Genomic DNA, 16,684 nt, shown 5'->3' with positions numbered 1-16,684 from the left:
TTGCCCCCTTTTCTTGTCAAAATACGACCCTATACGCAGCGTCGGGAAACTGAGTGACTGCGAGAGGTCTACAGTCACCTACAGCGGAGTGTTGTTACACCATGATGGACAATTTACGCACGGCAGCAAACAGCATCGTGCTCAAGATCATTTTCGGCGTCATTATCGTGTCGTTCATTTTGACCGGCGTCAGTAGCTACCTTATTGGCGGTAACAATAATTATGCCGCAAAGGTAAATGACCAGGAGATTGGTCGCGCACAATTCGAAAATGCGGTTGCCAGTGAACGTAATCGTATGCAGCAGCAGCTGGGTGACCAGTTCTCAGAGCTGGCCGCGAATGAAAACTATATCAAATCCATGCGTCAGCAGGTGCTGAACCGTCTTATCGACGAAGCACTGCTGGACCAGTACGCGCATAACCTGCATCTGGGCATCAGCGATGAGCAGGTTAAGAAAGCGATTTTCTCCACCCAGGCTTTCCAGACCAACGGTAAATTCGATAACGACCGTTTCAACGGCATCGTCAACCAGATGGGTATGAATGCAGATCAGTATGCACAGGCGCTGCGCAACCAACTGACCTCTCAGCAACTGATCAACGCGATTGCGGGTACTGACTTCATGCTGAAAGGTGAGACGGATGAACTGGCGGCGCTGGTTTCCCAGCAGCGCGTTGTTCGTCAGGCGCTGATCGACGTGAATGCGCTGGCGGCAAAACAGACCGTAAGCGATCAGGAGATCGCCGGCTTCTATGAGCAGAATAAAACCCGCTTTGTCTCCCCGGAGCAGTTCCGTGTCAGCTATATCAAGCTGGATGCGGCCAACATGCAGCAGAACGTCAGCGACGCGGATATTCAGTCTTATTATGATCAGCACATGGATCAGTTCACGCAGCCGCAGCGTAATCGCTATAGCGTTATTCAGACCAAAACAGAAGATGACGCGAAAGCCGTGCTGGACGCACTGAGCAAAGGGGCAGATTTTGCCGCACTGGCGAAAGAAAAATCCACTGACATTATCTCTGCCCGTAACGGCGGTGATATGGGTTGGCTGGAGCCGGCCACCACACCTGACGAACTGAAAAATTCGGGCCTGAAAGACAAAGGCCAACTGTCAGGCGTGATCAAATCTTCCGTTGGCTTCCTGGTTGTTCGTCTTGATGACATTCAGCCTGCAAAAGCTAAACCGCTGAGCGACGTTCATGACGAGATCGCCGCGAAAGTGAAGCAGGATAAGGCACTGGATGCCTGGTATGCCCTGCAACAGAAGGTGAGCGAAGCCGCAAGTAACGATAATGAATCTCTGGCGGGTGCTGAGCAAGTCGCTGGGACAAAAGCCGTTGAAACGGGCTGGTTTAGCCGTGATAGCCTGCCGCAAGAGCTTAATTTTAAACCGGTTGCCAATGCTATTTTTGACGGTGGTCTGGTGGGTGTGAACGGTGCGCCGGGCAGTAACTCTGACATTATTACTGTCGATGGCGACCGCGCCTTCGTGCTGCGTGTGAGTGAGCATAAAGCAGAAGCGATTAAGCCACTGGAAGACGTTAAAGCTCAGGTCAGTGATATCGTTAAGCACAACAAAGCGGAGCAGCAGGCCAAACTGGATGCTGACAAGCTGATCGCTGAACTGAAAGCGGGTAAAGGCGACGATGCGCTGAAAGCCGCAGGGTTAAGTTTTGGCGCAGCGAAAACCTTGACTCGTACCGGTCAGGATCCGATTAGCCAGGCTGCCTTTAGCCTGCCGCTGCCGGAAAAAGACAAACCGGGCTATGGCGTAGCGAACGATGCCCAGGGCAATGTCGCGATTCTGGCGTTAGATGAAGTGAAAGCTGGCACCATGCCGGACGACCAGAAGAAAGCGATGGTTCAGGGGATTACCCAGAACAATGCACAGATCGCTTTCGAGGCGCTGATGACCAACCTGCGTAAAGAGGCCAAAATCAAACTTGGCGCGATTATGGAACAGCAGGAATAACGAGACGCTTCCCACAAATATTGCAACGCTTTGCAATTCAAAAGGCCGCTTTCGCGGCCTTTTCCACATTTGCGCTTCGCCATTTGTACCGTTTTTCCCGGTTGTTTATCGTAGCCTCGTTGTTAAACACCAAGGAGAAACAGCATGAAACATGGAATCAAAGTACTCTTACTGACCCTTTCTTTTGCCTGTACTGGCATCAGCCATAGTGCGCTGGCAGCCCCCAATGGCGGTGGTGTGAAAGCGCCAGCGGTGCAAACCAAAGCCGATAATGGCGCGACGCCGAATGCTAAAACCCCCGACACGGCAAAAAGCACTGATGATGACGGTACACGGGTTAGCATTAATACCGCCAGTGCCGAGGATCTGGCGCGGGTGATGAATGGGGTGGGCATGAAAAAAGCACAGGCGATTGTGAGCTACCGGCAAGAGTACGGTCCCTTTAAGACCCTGGACGATCTCAAGCAGGTGCCTGGTATGGGGAGCGCGCTTGTTGAACGCAACCTCGGAAATCTGACCCTATAAAAGATGATGCTTGCGTAGTGGCGAAATTTTGCCAGACTAGAGAGGTCATACCAGTTATGACCTCTGTTCCTATAACAAAAGTAAAGGTTAAAGCGCTATGCAGACTCAGATCAAAGTTCGTGGTTATCACCTCGATGTCTATCAGCATGTGAACAATGCCCGTTATCTGGAATTCCTGGAAGAAGCGCGTTGGGATGGGCTGGAAAACAATGAAAACTTCAAATGGATGACGACGAATAACATCGCGTTCGTGGTCGTCAACATCAATATCAATTACCGTCGTCCTGCCGTGCTGGGCGACCGCCTGACGGTGACCAGCCACGTTAAACAGATTAACGGACGAAGCGGCGTGCTCAGCCAGGTCGTGACGCTGGAACCGGGAGGTGAAGTGGTGGCCGATGCGTTAGTGACCTTTGTGTGTATTGATCTTAAAACGCAAAAGGCGCTGGCGCTGGAAGGGGAGTTACGTGAAAGGCTGGAAGAGATGATCCGCGAAGAGGCGTGACTGTCGCAAAAATCTCCCGGATGCGGCATAAATGCCTTATCCGGGCTACACGATTATTGCAGTGGATACAAATTGTAGCCCGGGTGCGCTTCGGTATGAACCGGGAACCCAGAAGGGTACGTTACTTCAACCCGGTTTTCTTTTTCATGGTAGCCATCACCCCGGTCTTATCGGCCAGGTAATGGCTCAGGCCATTCGCCCGCAGGTTACAGGCGGCGCACTGTCCGCAGCCATCGCCTTTGATGCCGTTATAGCAGGTCAAGGTCTCATTGCGCACCAGTTCCAGCTTGCCCCAGTAATCTGCCAGCGCCCAGGTTTCGGCTTTGTCTATCCACATCAATGGCGTTTCAAAGCGAATGTCTTTCGCCATGCCCAGATTAACCGCATGGTTCAGGGCTTTGACAAACTCATCGCGGCAGTCCGGATAACCGGAAAAATCGGTTTCGCAAACGCCGGTGATCACCGCTTCGGCCTGCACCTGATATGCGTAAATGGCCGTCAGGGTCAAAAACAGAATATTGCGCCCGGGTACGAACGTATTCGGGATACCACTGGCATCAGGCTGATAATCCGGTACCGGGATGCTGTCGCGCGTCAGGCTGCTAACTGCCAGTTCATTCAGTAACGTTACATCCAGCACTTTGTGCGCACGTGCACCTAACTGTAATGCCAGTTCACGCGCCACATCGATTTCCGCACGATGACGCTGACCATAATCGAAGGTGACACAATGCACTTCATCGTATTGTTGCAACGCCTGAACCAGACAGGTTGTGGAATCCTGCCCGCCACTAAACACGACTACGGCACGTTTCATAATTATTCCCGGTATTCATTCATAAAGGCGATATGGTAGCGCGTGCGGATTGCCCCGACCAGCTTCTTCACTGCGCCGGTGCCGGTAGCCAGGCCTGGGTAAAATCAAACCAGCCACGGGTGTTCAGGCGAATGCCTTCTACGCCTGGCGGCGCGCTAATCCGATACTGATAATTAAACAGCGGTGTAAGTATGGCCTCTTCCATCAGGTGGCTGAATACCGCCTGCAACGCCTCGCTACGCGCAGTTTCGTCAGGCACGCTTTGCACGGCATCGAGCGTAGCCTGCAAATGGGAGAATTGCGCACGGCTGAGTACATTGGGCCAGACCGGGTCGCAGCGCAGCCACTGTTCCAGCGCATACTCCGGGGCTTCGCCAATCAGCCTGTCGCCCATCAGTAAGTCTGCCTGAGCCAGCGCACTGCACCCATCCCAGGTTTTCGCATCATGAAAAATCAGCGTGACATCGCAACCCAGTTCGGCCAGATAACGTTTGAACTGTTGCGCCATAGTGTGTAATTCCACCGGCAGATGGTAAAGCAGGGTTAGCGTGGGCGGTAACTCAATACTCTCTTCCGGCGGCCACTGTGGAATCGTCCAGCCAGGGAGCAGTTCTTTACTGGGGGTAATGAGGTTTTCATCCAGCGGCAATGTTTCCAGCAGCGACGTCTGATGGATGATCTGCACAAGGCGTCGTGACTGTGCCGGGGTGAGATTCGCGCCAATACGCTGTGTCAGGTAACAAAACCCAAGGCTGACACTGTTACTCACTTGCTGCAAATGTACGAGATCATCGGGCTCGCCAATCGCAATCTGCACCGGGTGGCGACAACTGGTCCCGAGATTCTGTTCAAAAAGCTGCGGTGTAATCCAGAACTCCACCGCTTTCAATAATGGATGGGTGAGGTGGTACTGCTCATGACTTTCCAGTCTGACCAGTTCCTTACTGAATGAGGCCAGACGGAACGGCCCGGTGCCGATAAGCGGTATTTGCGGATGCGCCAGCGTGGTGGCATAGCTGGCAAGCCGGTGCGCCAGCCAGAAATCCGGATGGTGCAACGTAAATGTCAGACAGTGGGAATGGGTAGCCTCTACGCTTTTGACGCTGGCGAACAACTTCCGCAAGGCGGGCAGTTCAAGGAGTAGCATGAAACGTGTTTGTAACTGGCGAACATTCACGACATCGCCGTTATGCCAGTGCAACGTCGTGCGGATATGAAACCGCCAGGTCAGTTTGTCCTCGCTAATATCCCAGTGGTGCGCTAAATCCCCCTGCGGTAAAAAGCTATCGTCAACGAAACGCGTCAGGCCAGAGAAGATTTGCCCGGCAAGATGCTGTTCCGCCCGACCGGGTAAAAAACCCTGCCGTAGCGGCTCCAGGGGGCGGTAGTAAGGAATGCGTAACGTCGGGGTATCGTTTTGCCAGAGCCCGCCAAGGAACGGATTCAGTAAAATGCGCAAATCTTCCGGCGCGAGCTGCGCCAGCGCCAGCGCGTTTTGCTGCTGGCCCTCATTCAGCGCCTGCTCCATCATCTCCTGGCGCAGGAATTCCGGCGTCCGCAAAAACTGCAGGGCCGCACGTTTACCCCGCCCGGAACGGGAGTCCCAGTTCAGCCAGCCGGCTTCCTGCATCTGGCGTAACAGCGTACGCATATGGCGTTCGCTGCAAAAACAGCGTGCGGCAAGTTCTGCCACGCTGACCTGTTGCGCTTCTCCTGATGAGACCTGCCAGAGGCGCTGGTATTGATTGAGTCTGTTGAGGAGTCGCATAAACCCGGAACAATTCTCTCTATCTGCTCACTATTACTTCCGTATATATCAGGCAATACTTCTGCGCAATACACGGCGATCACATCTGGAGATGAAATATGGCCCGGCTGGCTGCTTTTGATATGGACGGTACTTTGTTGATGCCCGATCACCGCCTTGGTGAGCAAACTGTAGCAACGCTGCGCCGTCTGCGTGAACGCGACATTACCCTCACTTTTGCGACTGGCAGGCATGCGCTGGAGATGCGCAAGCTCATCGACATCCTCGCGCTGGACGCTTTTTTGATAACCGGTAACGGCACGCGCGTCCACTCTCTGGATGGGGAGCTTTTACATCGCCAGGACCTTGATCCCGAAGTGGCTGAACTCGTACTGCACAGCAAATGGGATACGCAGGCCAGCATCCACGCGTTTAACGATGACGGCTGGATGACGGATAAACCTGTCCCGGAGGCGTTGGACGAGCATATCTACAGTGGATTCAGTTACCAGTTGGTGGATCTCAAGCGACTGCCTGCCCATGAGGTGACCAAAATCTGTTTTGTGGGTGAACATGACGACCTGTGCCGCTTGCGGATCCAGATGAATGAAGTGTTAGGCGGACGCGCCAATTTATGCTTTTCCGCCTCTTATTGTCTGGAGGTATTACCGCTCGGCTGCAACAAAGGTTCGGCGTTGACCATGCTCAGCTCGCTGTTAGGCGTGCCGATGCAGGATTGCATGGCGTTCGGCGACGCCATGAATGACAGAGAGATGCTGGCAAGCGTAGGGCGCGGCATGATCATGGGAAATGCCATGCCACAGTTGCGCGCCGCGCTTCCACACTTACCGGTTATCGGACACTGCCGCGATCAGGCCGTGTCGCACTTCTTAACGCATTGGCTGGATACACCTAATCTTCCTTATTCCCCCGAATGATGAGATCTTTTCCAGCGGCCAGGTGTGAATGCCTGGCTTTTTTTATTTTATCAGCGAGTTAATTTCTTCCCGCCACGGGCGAATATCGCCGATATTGGCTTCGACCCACTGCGGGTTGTAGTAGGTATCAAGATAACGTTCGCCGCTGTCGCACAACAGGGTCACGATAGAGCCACTCCGCCCCTCGTCGCGCATACGCGCCGCCAGTTGTAAGGCTCCCCACATATTGGTGCCGGTCGATGCGCCAACCCGACGCCCTAATTGTGTCTCCAGCCATTGCGCCGTTGCCACACTGGCGGCATCCGGCACTCGCAACATCTCGTCCACCACGTCAGGAATAAATGACGGCTCGACGCGTGGTCGGCCAATGCCTTCAATTTTGCTTCCCACCGAGGAACGCAACCTGGCGTCTCGGGTTTGCCAGAAATCGAGGAACACCGAGTTTTCCGGATCCACGACCATCAGTTCGGTGCTATAGCCCTGGCAGCGAATGTAACGCCCGATAGTGGCCGATGTGCCGCCCGTGCCTGCGCTCATGACGATATAGTCCGGCACCGGATGCGGCTCGTTTTTCATCTGGCGAAAAATGCTATCCGCAATGTTGTTATTACCGCGCCAGTCGGTGGCGCGCTCGGCATAGGTAAACTGATCCATATAGTGGCCGTTCAGTTCACGCGCCAGGGTTTCTGAGGCCGCATAAATCTCGCAGGCACTCTCCACGAAGTGACAGCGACCACCGTAGAATTCAATCTGCTCGACTTTTCGTTTTGCCGTGCAATAAGGCATAACGGCAATAAACGGTAATCCCAACAGACGGGCAAAATATGCTTCTGATACCGCCGTTGAACCGGATGACGCTTCAATGATGGTGGTGCCTTCTTTAATCCAGCCATTACAAAGGCCATAGAGAAAGAGTGAACGCGCCAGACGATGTTTGAGGCTTCCGGTTGGATGCGTACTTTCATCTTTCAGATAGAGCCGAATGCCGGGGAAAGCAGGCAGCGCGAGACGGATCAGGTGCGTGTCCGCAGATCGCTGATAATCGGCATTGATTTCGTTAATGGCGTGCTTAACCCAGTCACTGTTCATACATCGTTTCCATTTATCATTTTGTGCCCAGATTAGCGGAAAACGCAGGAAAAATTGTTGCCATTTAAACTTTGAAATAGACTGTTAAGAGAAAAAGTTTCTCCGGGAAGGCGTAATGCTAGATAAAATAGATCGTAAGTTGCTTTCTTTGCTCCAGCAGGACTGCACACTCTCTTTGCAGGCGCTGGCGGATGCCGTTAATCTGACCAGCACGCCATGCTGGAAACGACTAAAGCGGCTTGAGGAGGAGGGTATCCTGCTCGGACGTGTGGCCGTGCTGGATGCGGAGAAACTGGGTCTGAGCCTGACCGCATTTGTGCTGATCAAAACCCAGCATCACAGCAGCGACTGGTACTGTCGCTTCACCGCCGTGGTCTCGGAAATGCCGGAAGTACTTGGATTCTGGCGTATGGCGGGGGAGTATGATTACCTGTTACGCGTTCAGGTTGCGGACATGAAACGTTATGACGACTTCTACAAAAAACTGGTCAATAGTGTACCTGGCTTGTCCGATGTGACATCCAGTTTTGCGATGGAACAGATAAAATACACCACGGCTTTGCCCATTGAATAACCCTCCCGGCGGTAGCCGGAAAACTCACGTTCAGGATGTAACCGCGTGCGATTATTTGCTCAGTTAAGCTGGTACTTTCGCCGGGAGTGGCGACGCTATCTCGGTGCTGTAGGCCTGCTTATCATTATTGCGATTCTACAACTCGTCCCGCCTAAGGTGGTGGGGATCATTGTCGATGGTGTTACCCGCCAGCACTTTACCGCATCGCAGATCATGATGTGGGTAGGGACACTGGTGCTGATTGCTATCGTCATCTACCTGCTGCGCTATGTCTGGCGCGTCTGGCTGTTTGGTGCGTCCTATCAGCTCGCCGTTGAGCTACGCGAAGATTTTTACCGCCAGCTCAGCCGCCAGCATCCGGAATTTTATCTGCGCCACCGTACCGGCGACTTGATGGCGCGCGCTACGAATGACGTTGACCGGGTAGTGTTCGCCGCCGGGGAAGGCGTGCTCACGCTGGTGGATTCACTGGTGATGGGCTGCGTGGTGCTGGTGGTGATGTCCACGCAGATTAGCTGGCAACTGACGCTGTTGTCGCTGTTGCCAATGCCGATTATGGCCATTTTTATTAAACGTTACGGCGACCAGTTGCATCAGCGCTTCAAGCTGGCGCAGGCAGCGTTCTCCTCGCTGAACGATCGCACTCAGGAGAGCATGACCAGCATTCGCATGATCAAGGCGTTTGGTCTGGAAGACAGGCAATCGGCGCTGTTTGCCGCGGAGGCCGCCGATACCGGGGCGAAAAACATGCGTGTCGCCCGCGTCGATGCCCGTTTTGATCCGACCATTTATATTGCTATCGGCATGGCAAACCTGTTGGCGATTGGCGGCGGGAGCTGGATGGTGATTCAGGGCTCGCTCACGCTGGGGCAACTTACCAGCTTCACCATGTATCTTGGCTTAATGATTTGGCCGATGCTGGCGCTGGCCTGGATGTTTAACATCGTTGAGCGCGGCAGCGCCGCCTATAGCCGTATTCGCGACATGCTGGCGGAAGCGCCGGTGGTGACCGACGGTACCGAACCGGTTCCGGAAGGGCGTGGTAGCCTGCAGATTGCGATTCGCGAATTTACGTATCCGCAAACGGCACATCCGATTTTGAATAATGTGAATGTCTCCTTGTTACCTGGCCAGATGTTAGGGATTTGCGGGCCAACCGGGGCGGGTAAATCCACCTTGCTCTCTCTGATTCAGCGCCATTTCGATGTGGAGCAGGGGGACATTCGTTTCCATGGGGTGCCGCTGACGCAACTAAAACTGGATGACTGGCGCAGCCGCCTGGCGGTGGTGAATCAGACGCCGTTCCTGTTCTCCGACACTGTCGCCAATAATATCGCGCTGGGTAAACCGGGGGCGACGCAGGACGAGATTGAACATGTGGCGCGGCTTGCCAGCGTGCATGAGGATATCCTGCGCCTGCCGCAGGGCTACGATACCGAGGTCGGCGAGCGCGGCGTGATGCTCTCCGGCGGGCAAAAGCAGCGTATCTCAATTGCCCGCGCGCTGCTGCTGAACGCAGAGATTTTGCTGTTGGACGACGCGCTCTCTGCCGTAGATGGCCGCACCGAGCACCAGATTCTCCATAACCTGCGTCAGTGGGGAGAAGGGCGTACGGTAATTATCAGCGCCCATCGCCTGTCGGCGCTGACGGAAGCCAGTGAGATTTTAGTGATGCAGCACGGACATATCGGGCAGCGCGGACAACATGAACAGCTTGCGCGCCAGCCCGGCTGGTATCGCGATATGTATCGCTATCAACAACTGGAAGCGGCGCTGGACGACACGCCAGAGGAGGCGGTTGATGCGTAAGTTAGTGCAACAGTGGCCTACCCTGAAACGTTTGCTGGTCTACGGTTCTCCCTGGCGCAAACCGCTGACCAAAGCCGTCGTGATGCTGTGGGTCGCAGCGGCGGCGGAAGTGTCCGGTCCGGCGCTGATCAGCTATTTTATCGATAATATGGTGGCGAAAAGTTACCTGCCCGTTGGGCTGGTGGCGGGGATGGTCGTTGTCTATGTCGGCTTGCAGGTGCTGGCGGCCGGGCTGCATTATGCCCAGGCGCTACTGTTTAACCAGGCCGCCGTCGGCGTGGTACAGCGGTTGCGTACTGATGTGATGGATGCTGCTCTGCGACAGCCGCTGAGCGCGTTCGATACCCAGCCGGTCGGGCAGATCATTTCGCGCGTGACCAACGATACCGAAGTGATCCGCGATCTCTATGTGACGGTGGTGGCGACAGTATTGCGCAGTGCGGCGCTGATTGGCGCGATGCTGGTGGCGATGTTCAGCCTCGACTGGCGTATGGCGCTTGTCGCTATCTGCATCTTCCCGGCAGTTATCATCGTGATGTTGATATATCAGCGTTACAGCACGCCAATTGTGCGCCGTATGCGGGCCTACCTGGCGGATATCAACGATGGCTTCAACGAAGTCATCAATGGGATGAGCGTGATCCAGCAGTTTCGACAGCAGGCGCGTTTTGGTGAGCGCATGGGTTCAGCAAGCCGCTCCCATTACCTGGCGCGAATGCAGACGTTACGTCTCGATGGCTTCCTGCTTCGTCCTTTACTGAGCCTCTTTTCCGCGCTGGTGCTATGCGGCCTGTTAATGCTGTTTGGCTTTAGCCCGGCTGGCACGATGGAGGTTGGGGTGCTGTATGCCTTTATCAGCTATCTTGGCCGCCTGAATGAACCCCTGATTGAGCTGACGACCCAGCAGTCGATGCTCCAGCAGGCAGTAGTGGCCGGGGAGCGTGTCTTTGAGCTGATGGACTGTCCACGCCAGACCTATGGCTACGACGATGAGCCGCTAAAAAGCGGGTCTATTGATATCAACGATGTCTCGTTTGCCTATCGTGATGACCGTCTGGTGCTGCAGGACATTAGCCTGAATGTACCTGCCCGCAGTTTTGTGGCTCTGGTGGGGCATACCGGTAGCGGTAAAAGTACGCTGGCAAGCCTGCTCATGGGCTACTACCCGCTGACCAAAGGAGAAATTCGCCTCGATGGTCGACCACTCTCCGCGCTGAGCCACAGCACATTGCGTAAAGGAGTAGCGATGGTGCAACAAGACCCGGTGGTAATGGCGGATACCTTCTTTGCCAACGTCACGCTGGGGCGTGATATTTCCGAGGAGCAGGTCTGGCATGCGCTGGAGGTGGTGCAATTGGCCGGGCTGGCGCGCGAAATGCCGGAGGGGATTTATACCCGCCTTGGCGAGCAGGGGAATAATCTCTCCGTTGGGCAGAAGCAACTGCTGGCGTTGGCGCGTGTACTGGTTGAGACGCCACAAATCCTGATTCTGGACGAAGCAACGGCGAATATCGATTCAGGCACCGAAAAAGCCATTCAGCAGGCGCTGGCGGCGGTCCGGCAGCACACGACGCTGGTCGTGATTGCACACCGGCTGTCGACGATTGTCGAGGCGGAAACCATTCTTGTCCTCAATCGCGGTCAGGCCGTTGAACGTGGCACGCATCAGCAACTACTTGAGGCAAAAGGGCGCTACTGGCAGATGTATCAACTGCAACTGGCAGGGGAGGAGCTTGCCGCCAGTGTTCGAGAAGAATCGCTAATCGCCTGATGCACCAAAATTAAGCATGCTACTAACAGGATCCGCTGTTGGTGCAAAAAAGTAACGCACCACGCACTGTCGTGGTGCGTTTTTCTTTTCCAGGAACAATCTGAACCATTCCCATTTTCATCGCTGCGCTATGACATCCTTCTTAGACGGCTTAACAGCCTGAAATTTTCCCGTTTTTCATTTTTGGCACACCACTTGCAATATCTCATGCGTATTAGCTGCGGCCATTATCGATTTTCGACTGGAGGGGGATCTATGAAGCTGGTTACCGTGGTAATTAAGCCATTCAAACTGGAAGATGTTCGTGAAGCGCTGTCTTCAATTGGTATTCAAGGGTTAACCGTGACCGAAGTGAAAGGTTTCGGACGTCAGAAAGGACACGCTGAGTTGTACCGTGGTGCGGAGTACAGCGTTAACTTCCTGCCAAAAGTGAAGATTGATGTGGCAATTGCTGACGATCAGCTCGATGAAGTCATTGATGTCATTAGCAAAGCGGCCTACACCGGAAAAATTGGCGACGGCAAAATTTTCGTTGCCGAGCTGCAACGCGTCATTCGTATTCGTACCGGCGAAGCCGACGAAGCGGCACTGTAATACCTGGCACACAGTGAGGGGATGGGTAAAATGAAGAAAGCAATATTAAAAGCGGGTCTGGCCTCGCTGGCACTACTGCCGTGTCTGGCTATGGCAGCCGATCCGGTTGTCGTCGATAAAGCCGACAATGCCTTTATGATGATTTGCACCGCGCTGGTGCTGTTTATGTCAATTCCGGGCATCGCCCTGTTCTATGGTGGTTTAATCCGCGGTAAAAACGTCCTTTCTATGCTGACGCAGGTTGCGGTTACGTTCGCACTGGTATGCGTGCTGTGGGTGGTTTACGGCTACTCTCTGGCCTTTGGCACTGGCGGCAGCTTCTTCGGTAGCTTCGACTGGGTGATGCTGAAAAATATTGAGCTGAAAGCGCTGATGGGCACCATCTATCAGTACATTCACGTTGCGTTCCAGGGCTCGTTTGCTTGTATCACCGTCGGCCTGATTGTCGGTGCGCTGGCAGAACGTATCCGTTTCTCCGCAGTACTGATTTTCGTCGTGGTATGGCTGACGCTGTCCTACGTGCCGATCGCACACATGGTCTGGGGCGGCGGTCTGCTGGCAACCCATGGCGCCATGGATTTTGCGGGCGGTACAGTCGTTCACATCAACGCAGCCGTTGCAGGCCTGGTGGGTGCTTACCTGATTGGCAAACGCGTCGGTTTCGGTAAAGAAGCGTTTAAACCGCACAACCTGCCGATGGTGTTTACCGGTACGGCAATCCTCTACTTTGGCTGGTTCGGCTTCAATGCCGGTTCTGCAAGCGCGGCGAACGAAATTGCGGGTCTGGCTTTTGTTAACACCGTCGTGGCAACAGCGGGTGCAATCCTCTCCTGGGTCTTCGGTGAGTGGGCGCTGCGCGGCAAACCGTCTCTGTTGGGTGCCTGTTCTGGTGCGATTGCTGGCCTCGTGGGTATCACTCCGGCGTGTGGTTACGTTGGCGTGGGTGGCGCGCTGATCGTGGGGATCGTTGCAGGTCTGGCGGGTCTGTGGGGCGTTACTGCTCTGAAACGCTGGCTGCGTGTTGACGACCCGTGTGATGTCTTCGGTGTTCACGGCGTGTGCGGTATCGTAGGTTGTATCATGACAGGTATCTTCGCAGCCACTTCACTGGGCGGCGTGGGTTATGCTGAAGGCGTGACCATGGGCCATCAGGTTCTGGTACAACTGGAAAGTATCGCCATCACTATCGTATGGTCTGGTGTCGTCGCCTTCATCGGTTACAAACTGGCTGATATGACAGTGGGTCTGCGTGTCCCGGAAGATCAGGAACGCGAAGGGCTGGACGTCAACAGCCACGGCGAAAACGCCTACAACGCCTGATCGAACTGAGTTATCTCCTGAGCAACAAAAGCCTCCCATCGGGAGGCTTTTGTTATTGTACTGCGGTCAGACCGCCGCATCGCGGTTACGCATCACCCCTTCCTGCACAGTGGAGGCGACCAGGACACCATCCCGGTTGTAAAACTCTCCGCGGACAAAACCGCGTGCGCTCGATGCCGAGGTACTTTCCACACTGTAAAGCAGCCAGTCGTTTAAATCGAAAGGGCGATGGAACCACATGGAGTGGTCGATGGTTGCCACCTGCATGCCTTTTTCGAGAAAACCTACGCCGTGTGGCTGGAGCGCAACCAGCAGGAAGTGAAAGTCCGATGCGTAGCCGAGCAGATATTGCTGGACGCGTAAATCCTGCGGCAACGTGCCATTGGCGCGCATCCAGACCTGGCGGGTTGGCTCGGCGACGTGTCCTTTTAGTGGATTGTGAAATTCCACGGGGCGGATTTCAATCGGCTTGTCGCCGAGAAATTTCTCTTTTACCAGTGGCGGTAAAAACGCAGACAGCTCGCGGGCAATTTCCGTTTCGGATTTCAGTGACTCCGGTGCTGGCGCATAAGGCATCGCCTTTTGATGCTCATAGCCCGGTTCCGGTGCCTGGAATGACGCCGTCATATAAAAAATCGGTTTCCCGTTTTGAATGGCCGCCACACGACGAGCGCTAAAACTATTACCGTCGCGTAACACTTCGACGTCATAAATAATGGGTTTCTGGCTATCGCCCGGACGCAGAAAATAGCTGTGAAACGAGTGCACCAGCCTGTCTGCCGGTACGGTTTCTTTCGCCGCGTATAGCGCTTGCCCAACCACCTGACCACCGAACACCTGGCGCAGACCTAAGTCTTCGCTCTGCCCTCGAAACAGACCTTCCTCTATTTTTTCCAGATTCAACAATGACAGCAGATTTGTAAGCGCCTGACTCATAGATGTCCTCAATAAAAATAAAACCGACGCAGCGGATTCCTTGATCAGTATAACCTGGAAATAAAAGTGGTCCGATGGGTGCAATAATCTGAATAGATGGGGGTTTGCAGGCAAAAATCAGTGACATGTGCCACACTTGAACACGTTACGATGGTCCAACCACACATTCTGGCAGAAAACATTCTTGCTGGTGCATAGAAGATAAGGAGAACTCATGAAACTCGTGCACATGTTAAGTGGTTTAGCAGTCGCTGTAGCGCTGACTGCCTGCGCAAAAAAAGCCGCAGACATTCCAACGCCTGCACCAAACCCGCAGGCACCTGCGGCGAGTACGGCGGCGATAACCCAACCTAACGTTTCTGGTACGGTATGGATCCGCCAGAAAGTGGCGTTACCGCCGAATGCGGTCCTGACCGTCACTGTCTCTGACGCCTCCATGGCCGATGCGCCGTCTAAAGTGATTGCCCAAAAAGCGGTACGTACCGAAGGTAAACAGGCACCGTTTAGCTTTGTCTTGCCGTTTAACCCGGCAGACATCCAGCCTAACGCGCGTCTGCTTCTGAGTGCGGCTATTACCATTGACGACAAAATGGTCTTTGTAACCGATACGGTTAAACCGATCATTAACCAGGGCGGTACGAAAGCTGACCTGACACTGGTTCCGGTCCAGCAGACCGCTATTCCATTGCAGTCAGGCGGTGGCGCGACAACTACCGTGCCTTCAACATCCCCAACCCAGGTAAGCCCTTCTACGGCAACGCCTGCACCGACGCAGATGTAATGTGCGTGCCTCCTCTCCTGCGGGAGAGGAGGTTTCAGTAAATCCAGCGATAGCGCTGCATATCAATCTGTCCACTGCCGGATACCGCTACACCTTCTTCCATTAATGCCTGTCGCTGACGTTGTAAATCCGGTCCGCTTAATGAAATTGAGCCGTGTCGATTAACCACCCGATGCCAGGGTAAAGTACTGCCCTCCGGTAAACGCTTTAGCACGCCACCGACCTGTCTGGCTGCACGTGGCGACCCCGCCAGCCTGGCGACATCACCATAGGTTGTGACATAGCCCTCTGGAATCGAGGCGACGATTTGCCATACCCGCTGTGGAAAAGAATCGTGATTATCCATACTGCCTTCCTGACTGACGAAAGGTCAGCATAAACAGCCTGGTCGTGACTGTGAAGGGGAGATTGCGCAAGAAATCGGCATCCGTCAGGGTGCGGCTTGCAATTGCGGCATGGGACATGGATAATGCGCCAGCGCGTTGGTTAACAACGCTCTCAATGGGGGCTCTGTTGGTTCTCCCGCAACGCTACTTTGTTTACCAGGTCAGGTCCGGAAGGAAGCAGCCAAGGCAAAGGACGTGTGTGCCGGGATGTAGCTGGCAGGGCCCCCACCCATTTCTGGTACCTTCTTTTATCTTGCCCTCTGTGCGCTTTCTGTTTTATGGTCAATTTACCGCCGTTTATGCAGAAAGGATGCCTGTGACCACACCGCAACTCACCACCGAACGATTACTCCTTCAGCCGCTGGTTTCCGCCGATGCGGAACAAATTCAACGTGTCTTCCCTCGTTGGGAGATTGTGCGTTATCTGATTGGCTCGATCCCCTGGCCTTATCCGGACGATGGCGCTGCCCAGTATGTTAATCATGTCGCTTTGCCAGCGACAGAAGCGGGAAAGGGCTGGTACTGGACAATTCGGCGTAAAGCCGAGCCAATGCAACTTATTGGCGTTATATGTCTGATGGACCTGCCCGATAACAATCGTGGATTCTGGCTGGCGCCAGAGTGGCAGGGGCAGGGCCTGATGTCAGAAGCCAGTGATGCGGTGACGCGCTACTGGTTTGAGGAATTAGATAAAGAGGTGCTACGTGCGCCAAAGGCTGCCGTGAACACACGGTCAGTTAATTTTTCGCAGCGTAGCGGTATGCGTCTGGTCCGTCGCGAAAAAGCACACTATGTGGCGGGTGAACTGGATTCCGAACTTTGGGAAATCACCCGCGAGGCGTGGCGGGATTTACAACGCTAACTCAGCGGTTGCCTCCGGTAACGGTGCTGCGCGATTTTTGAATTTCCATGGTGT

General features: G+C 54.3%; 16 protein-coding genes and 1 other RNA gene. 12 read left to right on the top strand and 5 right to left on the bottom strand.

Annotation, left to right across the window (positions count from 1 at the left end; translation table 11 throughout):
• Nucleotides 1–101: 101 nt before the first annotated feature.
• From ppiD to ABU190_RS16085, 3 genes are all read left to right on the top strand, one after another.
• Entirely contained in the window at nucleotides 102–1,976 is a 1,875-nt protein-coding gene (ppiD, locus tag ABU190_RS16095; RefSeq protein WP_354691828.1) for a peptidylprolyl isomerase, read from the top strand.
• A 144-nt stretch (nucleotides 1,977–2,120) separates the two neighbouring features.
• Nucleotides 2,121–2,501, top strand: coding sequence for a helix-hairpin-helix domain-containing protein (locus ABU190_RS16090; protein WP_354691827.1), 381 nt, complete (start codon nucleotides 2,121–2,123; stop codon nucleotides 2,499–2,501).
• A 97-nt stretch (nucleotides 2,502–2,598) separates the two neighbouring features.
• The gene (locus ABU190_RS16085) at nucleotides 2,599–3,006 is read left to right on the top strand and encodes a YbgC/FadM family acyl-CoA thioesterase (protein WP_041852495.1); all 408 of its coding nucleotides are present in this window, start codon (nucleotides 2,599–2,601) and stop codon (nucleotides 3,004–3,006) included.
• Nucleotides 3,007–3,127: 121 nt separating this feature from the next.
• On the opposite strand, the gene queC is transcribed toward ABU190_RS16085, so the two are convergent.
• Together queC and ABU190_RS16075 are read right to left on the bottom strand one after the other, a co-directional pair.
• The gene (gene queC, locus ABU190_RS16080; RefSeq protein WP_354691826.1) at nucleotides 3,128–3,823 is read right to left on the bottom strand and encodes a 7-cyano-7-deazaguanine synthase QueC; all 696 of its coding nucleotides are present in this window, start codon (nucleotides 3,821–3,823) and stop codon (nucleotides 3,128–3,130) included.
• A 67-nt stretch (nucleotides 3,824–3,890) separates the two neighbouring features.
• Nucleotides 3,891–5,591, bottom strand: coding sequence for an SgrR family transcriptional regulator (locus ABU190_RS16075; RefSeq protein ID WP_354691825.1), 1,701 nt, complete (start codon nucleotides 5,589–5,591; stop codon nucleotides 3,891–3,893).
• A gap of 98 nt (nucleotides 5,592–5,689) precedes the next feature.
• Here ABU190_RS16075 and cof point away from each other — a divergent pair, with 98 nt between their 5' ends.
• Nucleotides 5,690–6,508, top strand: a complete 819-nt coding sequence (gene cof / locus ABU190_RS16070) for an HMP-PP phosphatase (RefSeq protein WP_354691824.1) — start codon at nucleotides 5,690–5,692, stop codon at nucleotides 6,506–6,508.
• Nucleotides 6,509–6,550: 42 nt separating this feature from the next.
• On the opposite strand, the gene ABU190_RS16065 is transcribed toward cof, so the two are convergent.
• Complete coding sequence (locus tag ABU190_RS16065; protein WP_041852491.1) at nucleotides 6,551–7,597, bottom strand: PLP-dependent cysteine synthase family protein; 1,047 nt, start codon at nucleotides 7,595–7,597, stop codon at nucleotides 6,551–6,553.
• A gap of 115 nt (nucleotides 7,598–7,712) precedes the next feature.
• On the opposite strand from ABU190_RS16065, the gene ABU190_RS16060 reads away from it, so the two are divergent.
• From ABU190_RS16060 to amtB, 5 genes are all read left to right on the top strand, one after another.
• Nucleotides 7,713–8,171 carry an Lrp/AsnC family transcriptional regulator gene (locus tag ABU190_RS16060; protein ID WP_041852490.1) on the top strand — a complete coding sequence of 153 codons (459 nt, stop codon included), beginning with the start codon at nucleotides 7,713–7,715 and terminating at the stop codon, nucleotides 8,169–8,171.
• Between the two features lie 45 nt (nucleotides 8,172–8,216).
• On the top strand, nucleotides 8,217–9,980 hold the full coding sequence (locus tag ABU190_RS16055; protein ID WP_354691823.1) for a SmdA family multidrug ABC transporter permease/ATP-binding protein: 1,764 nt from the start codon (nucleotides 8,217–8,219) through the stop codon (nucleotides 9,978–9,980).
• Nucleotides 9,973–11,751: a SmdB family multidrug efflux ABC transporter permease/ATP-binding protein gene (locus ABU190_RS16050; protein ID WP_354691822.1), complete on the top strand. Its 1,779-nt coding sequence runs from the start codon at nucleotides 9,973–9,975 to the stop codon at nucleotides 11,749–11,751. The genes ABU190_RS16055 and ABU190_RS16050 overlap by 8 nt, the downstream gene beginning before the upstream one ends.
• A gap of 255 nt (nucleotides 11,752–12,006) precedes the next feature.
• Nucleotides 12,007–12,345 carry a P-II family nitrogen regulator gene (gene glnK, locus ABU190_RS16045; RefSeq protein WP_002891893.1) on the top strand — a complete coding sequence of 113 codons (339 nt, stop codon included), beginning with the start codon at nucleotides 12,007–12,009 and terminating at the stop codon, nucleotides 12,343–12,345.
• A 30-nt stretch (nucleotides 12,346–12,375) separates the two neighbouring features.
• Nucleotides 12,376–13,665: an ammonium transporter AmtB gene (gene amtB / locus ABU190_RS16040; RefSeq protein ID WP_354691821.1), complete on the top strand. Its 1,290-nt coding sequence runs from the start codon at nucleotides 12,376–12,378 to the stop codon at nucleotides 13,663–13,665.
• 66 nt (nucleotides 13,666–13,731) lie between these two features.
• Here the strand turns inward: amtB and tesB are convergent, their stop codons facing one another.
• Nucleotides 13,732–14,601: an acyl-CoA thioesterase II gene (gene tesB, locus ABU190_RS16035; RefSeq protein ID WP_041852486.1), complete on the bottom strand. Its 870-nt coding sequence runs from the start codon at nucleotides 14,599–14,601 to the stop codon at nucleotides 13,732–13,734.
• A 214-nt stretch (nucleotides 14,602–14,815) separates the two neighbouring features.
• Between tesB and ABU190_RS16030 the strand changes: the two genes are divergently transcribed.
• Entirely contained in the window at nucleotides 14,816–15,382 is a 567-nt protein-coding gene (locus ABU190_RS16030) for a YbaY family lipoprotein (protein WP_071195825.1), read from the top strand.
• A gap of 34 nt (nucleotides 15,383–15,416) precedes the next feature.
• Here ABU190_RS16030 and ABU190_RS16025 read toward each other — a convergent pair whose 3' ends face one another.
• Nucleotides 15,417–15,728, bottom strand: coding sequence for an MGMT family protein (locus ABU190_RS16025; RefSeq protein ID WP_107222594.1), 312 nt, complete (start codon nucleotides 15,726–15,728; stop codon nucleotides 15,417–15,419).
• 165 nt (nucleotides 15,729–15,893) lie between these two features.
• On the opposite strand from ABU190_RS16025, the gene ffs reads away from it, so the two are divergent.
• Nucleotides 15,894–15,990, top strand: an RNA gene (gene ffs / locus ABU190_RS16020) — signal recognition particle sRNA small type.
• An 88-nt stretch (nucleotides 15,991–16,078) separates the two neighbouring features.
• Complete coding sequence (locus ABU190_RS16015) at nucleotides 16,079–16,630, top strand: GNAT family N-acetyltransferase (protein ID WP_354691820.1); 552 nt, start codon at nucleotides 16,079–16,081, stop codon at nucleotides 16,628–16,630.
• Nucleotides 16,631–16,684: the final 54 nt, after the last annotated feature.

This window comes from Phytobacter sp. RSE-02, assembly GCF_040578655.1.
GTDB classification, from domain to species: domain Bacteria; phylum Pseudomonadota; class Gammaproteobacteria; order Enterobacterales; family Enterobacteriaceae; genus Phytobacter; species Phytobacter diazotrophicus.
Note: the sequence above shows the minus strand (reverse complement) of the source record. Positions and strands in the feature narration are given on the sequence as shown.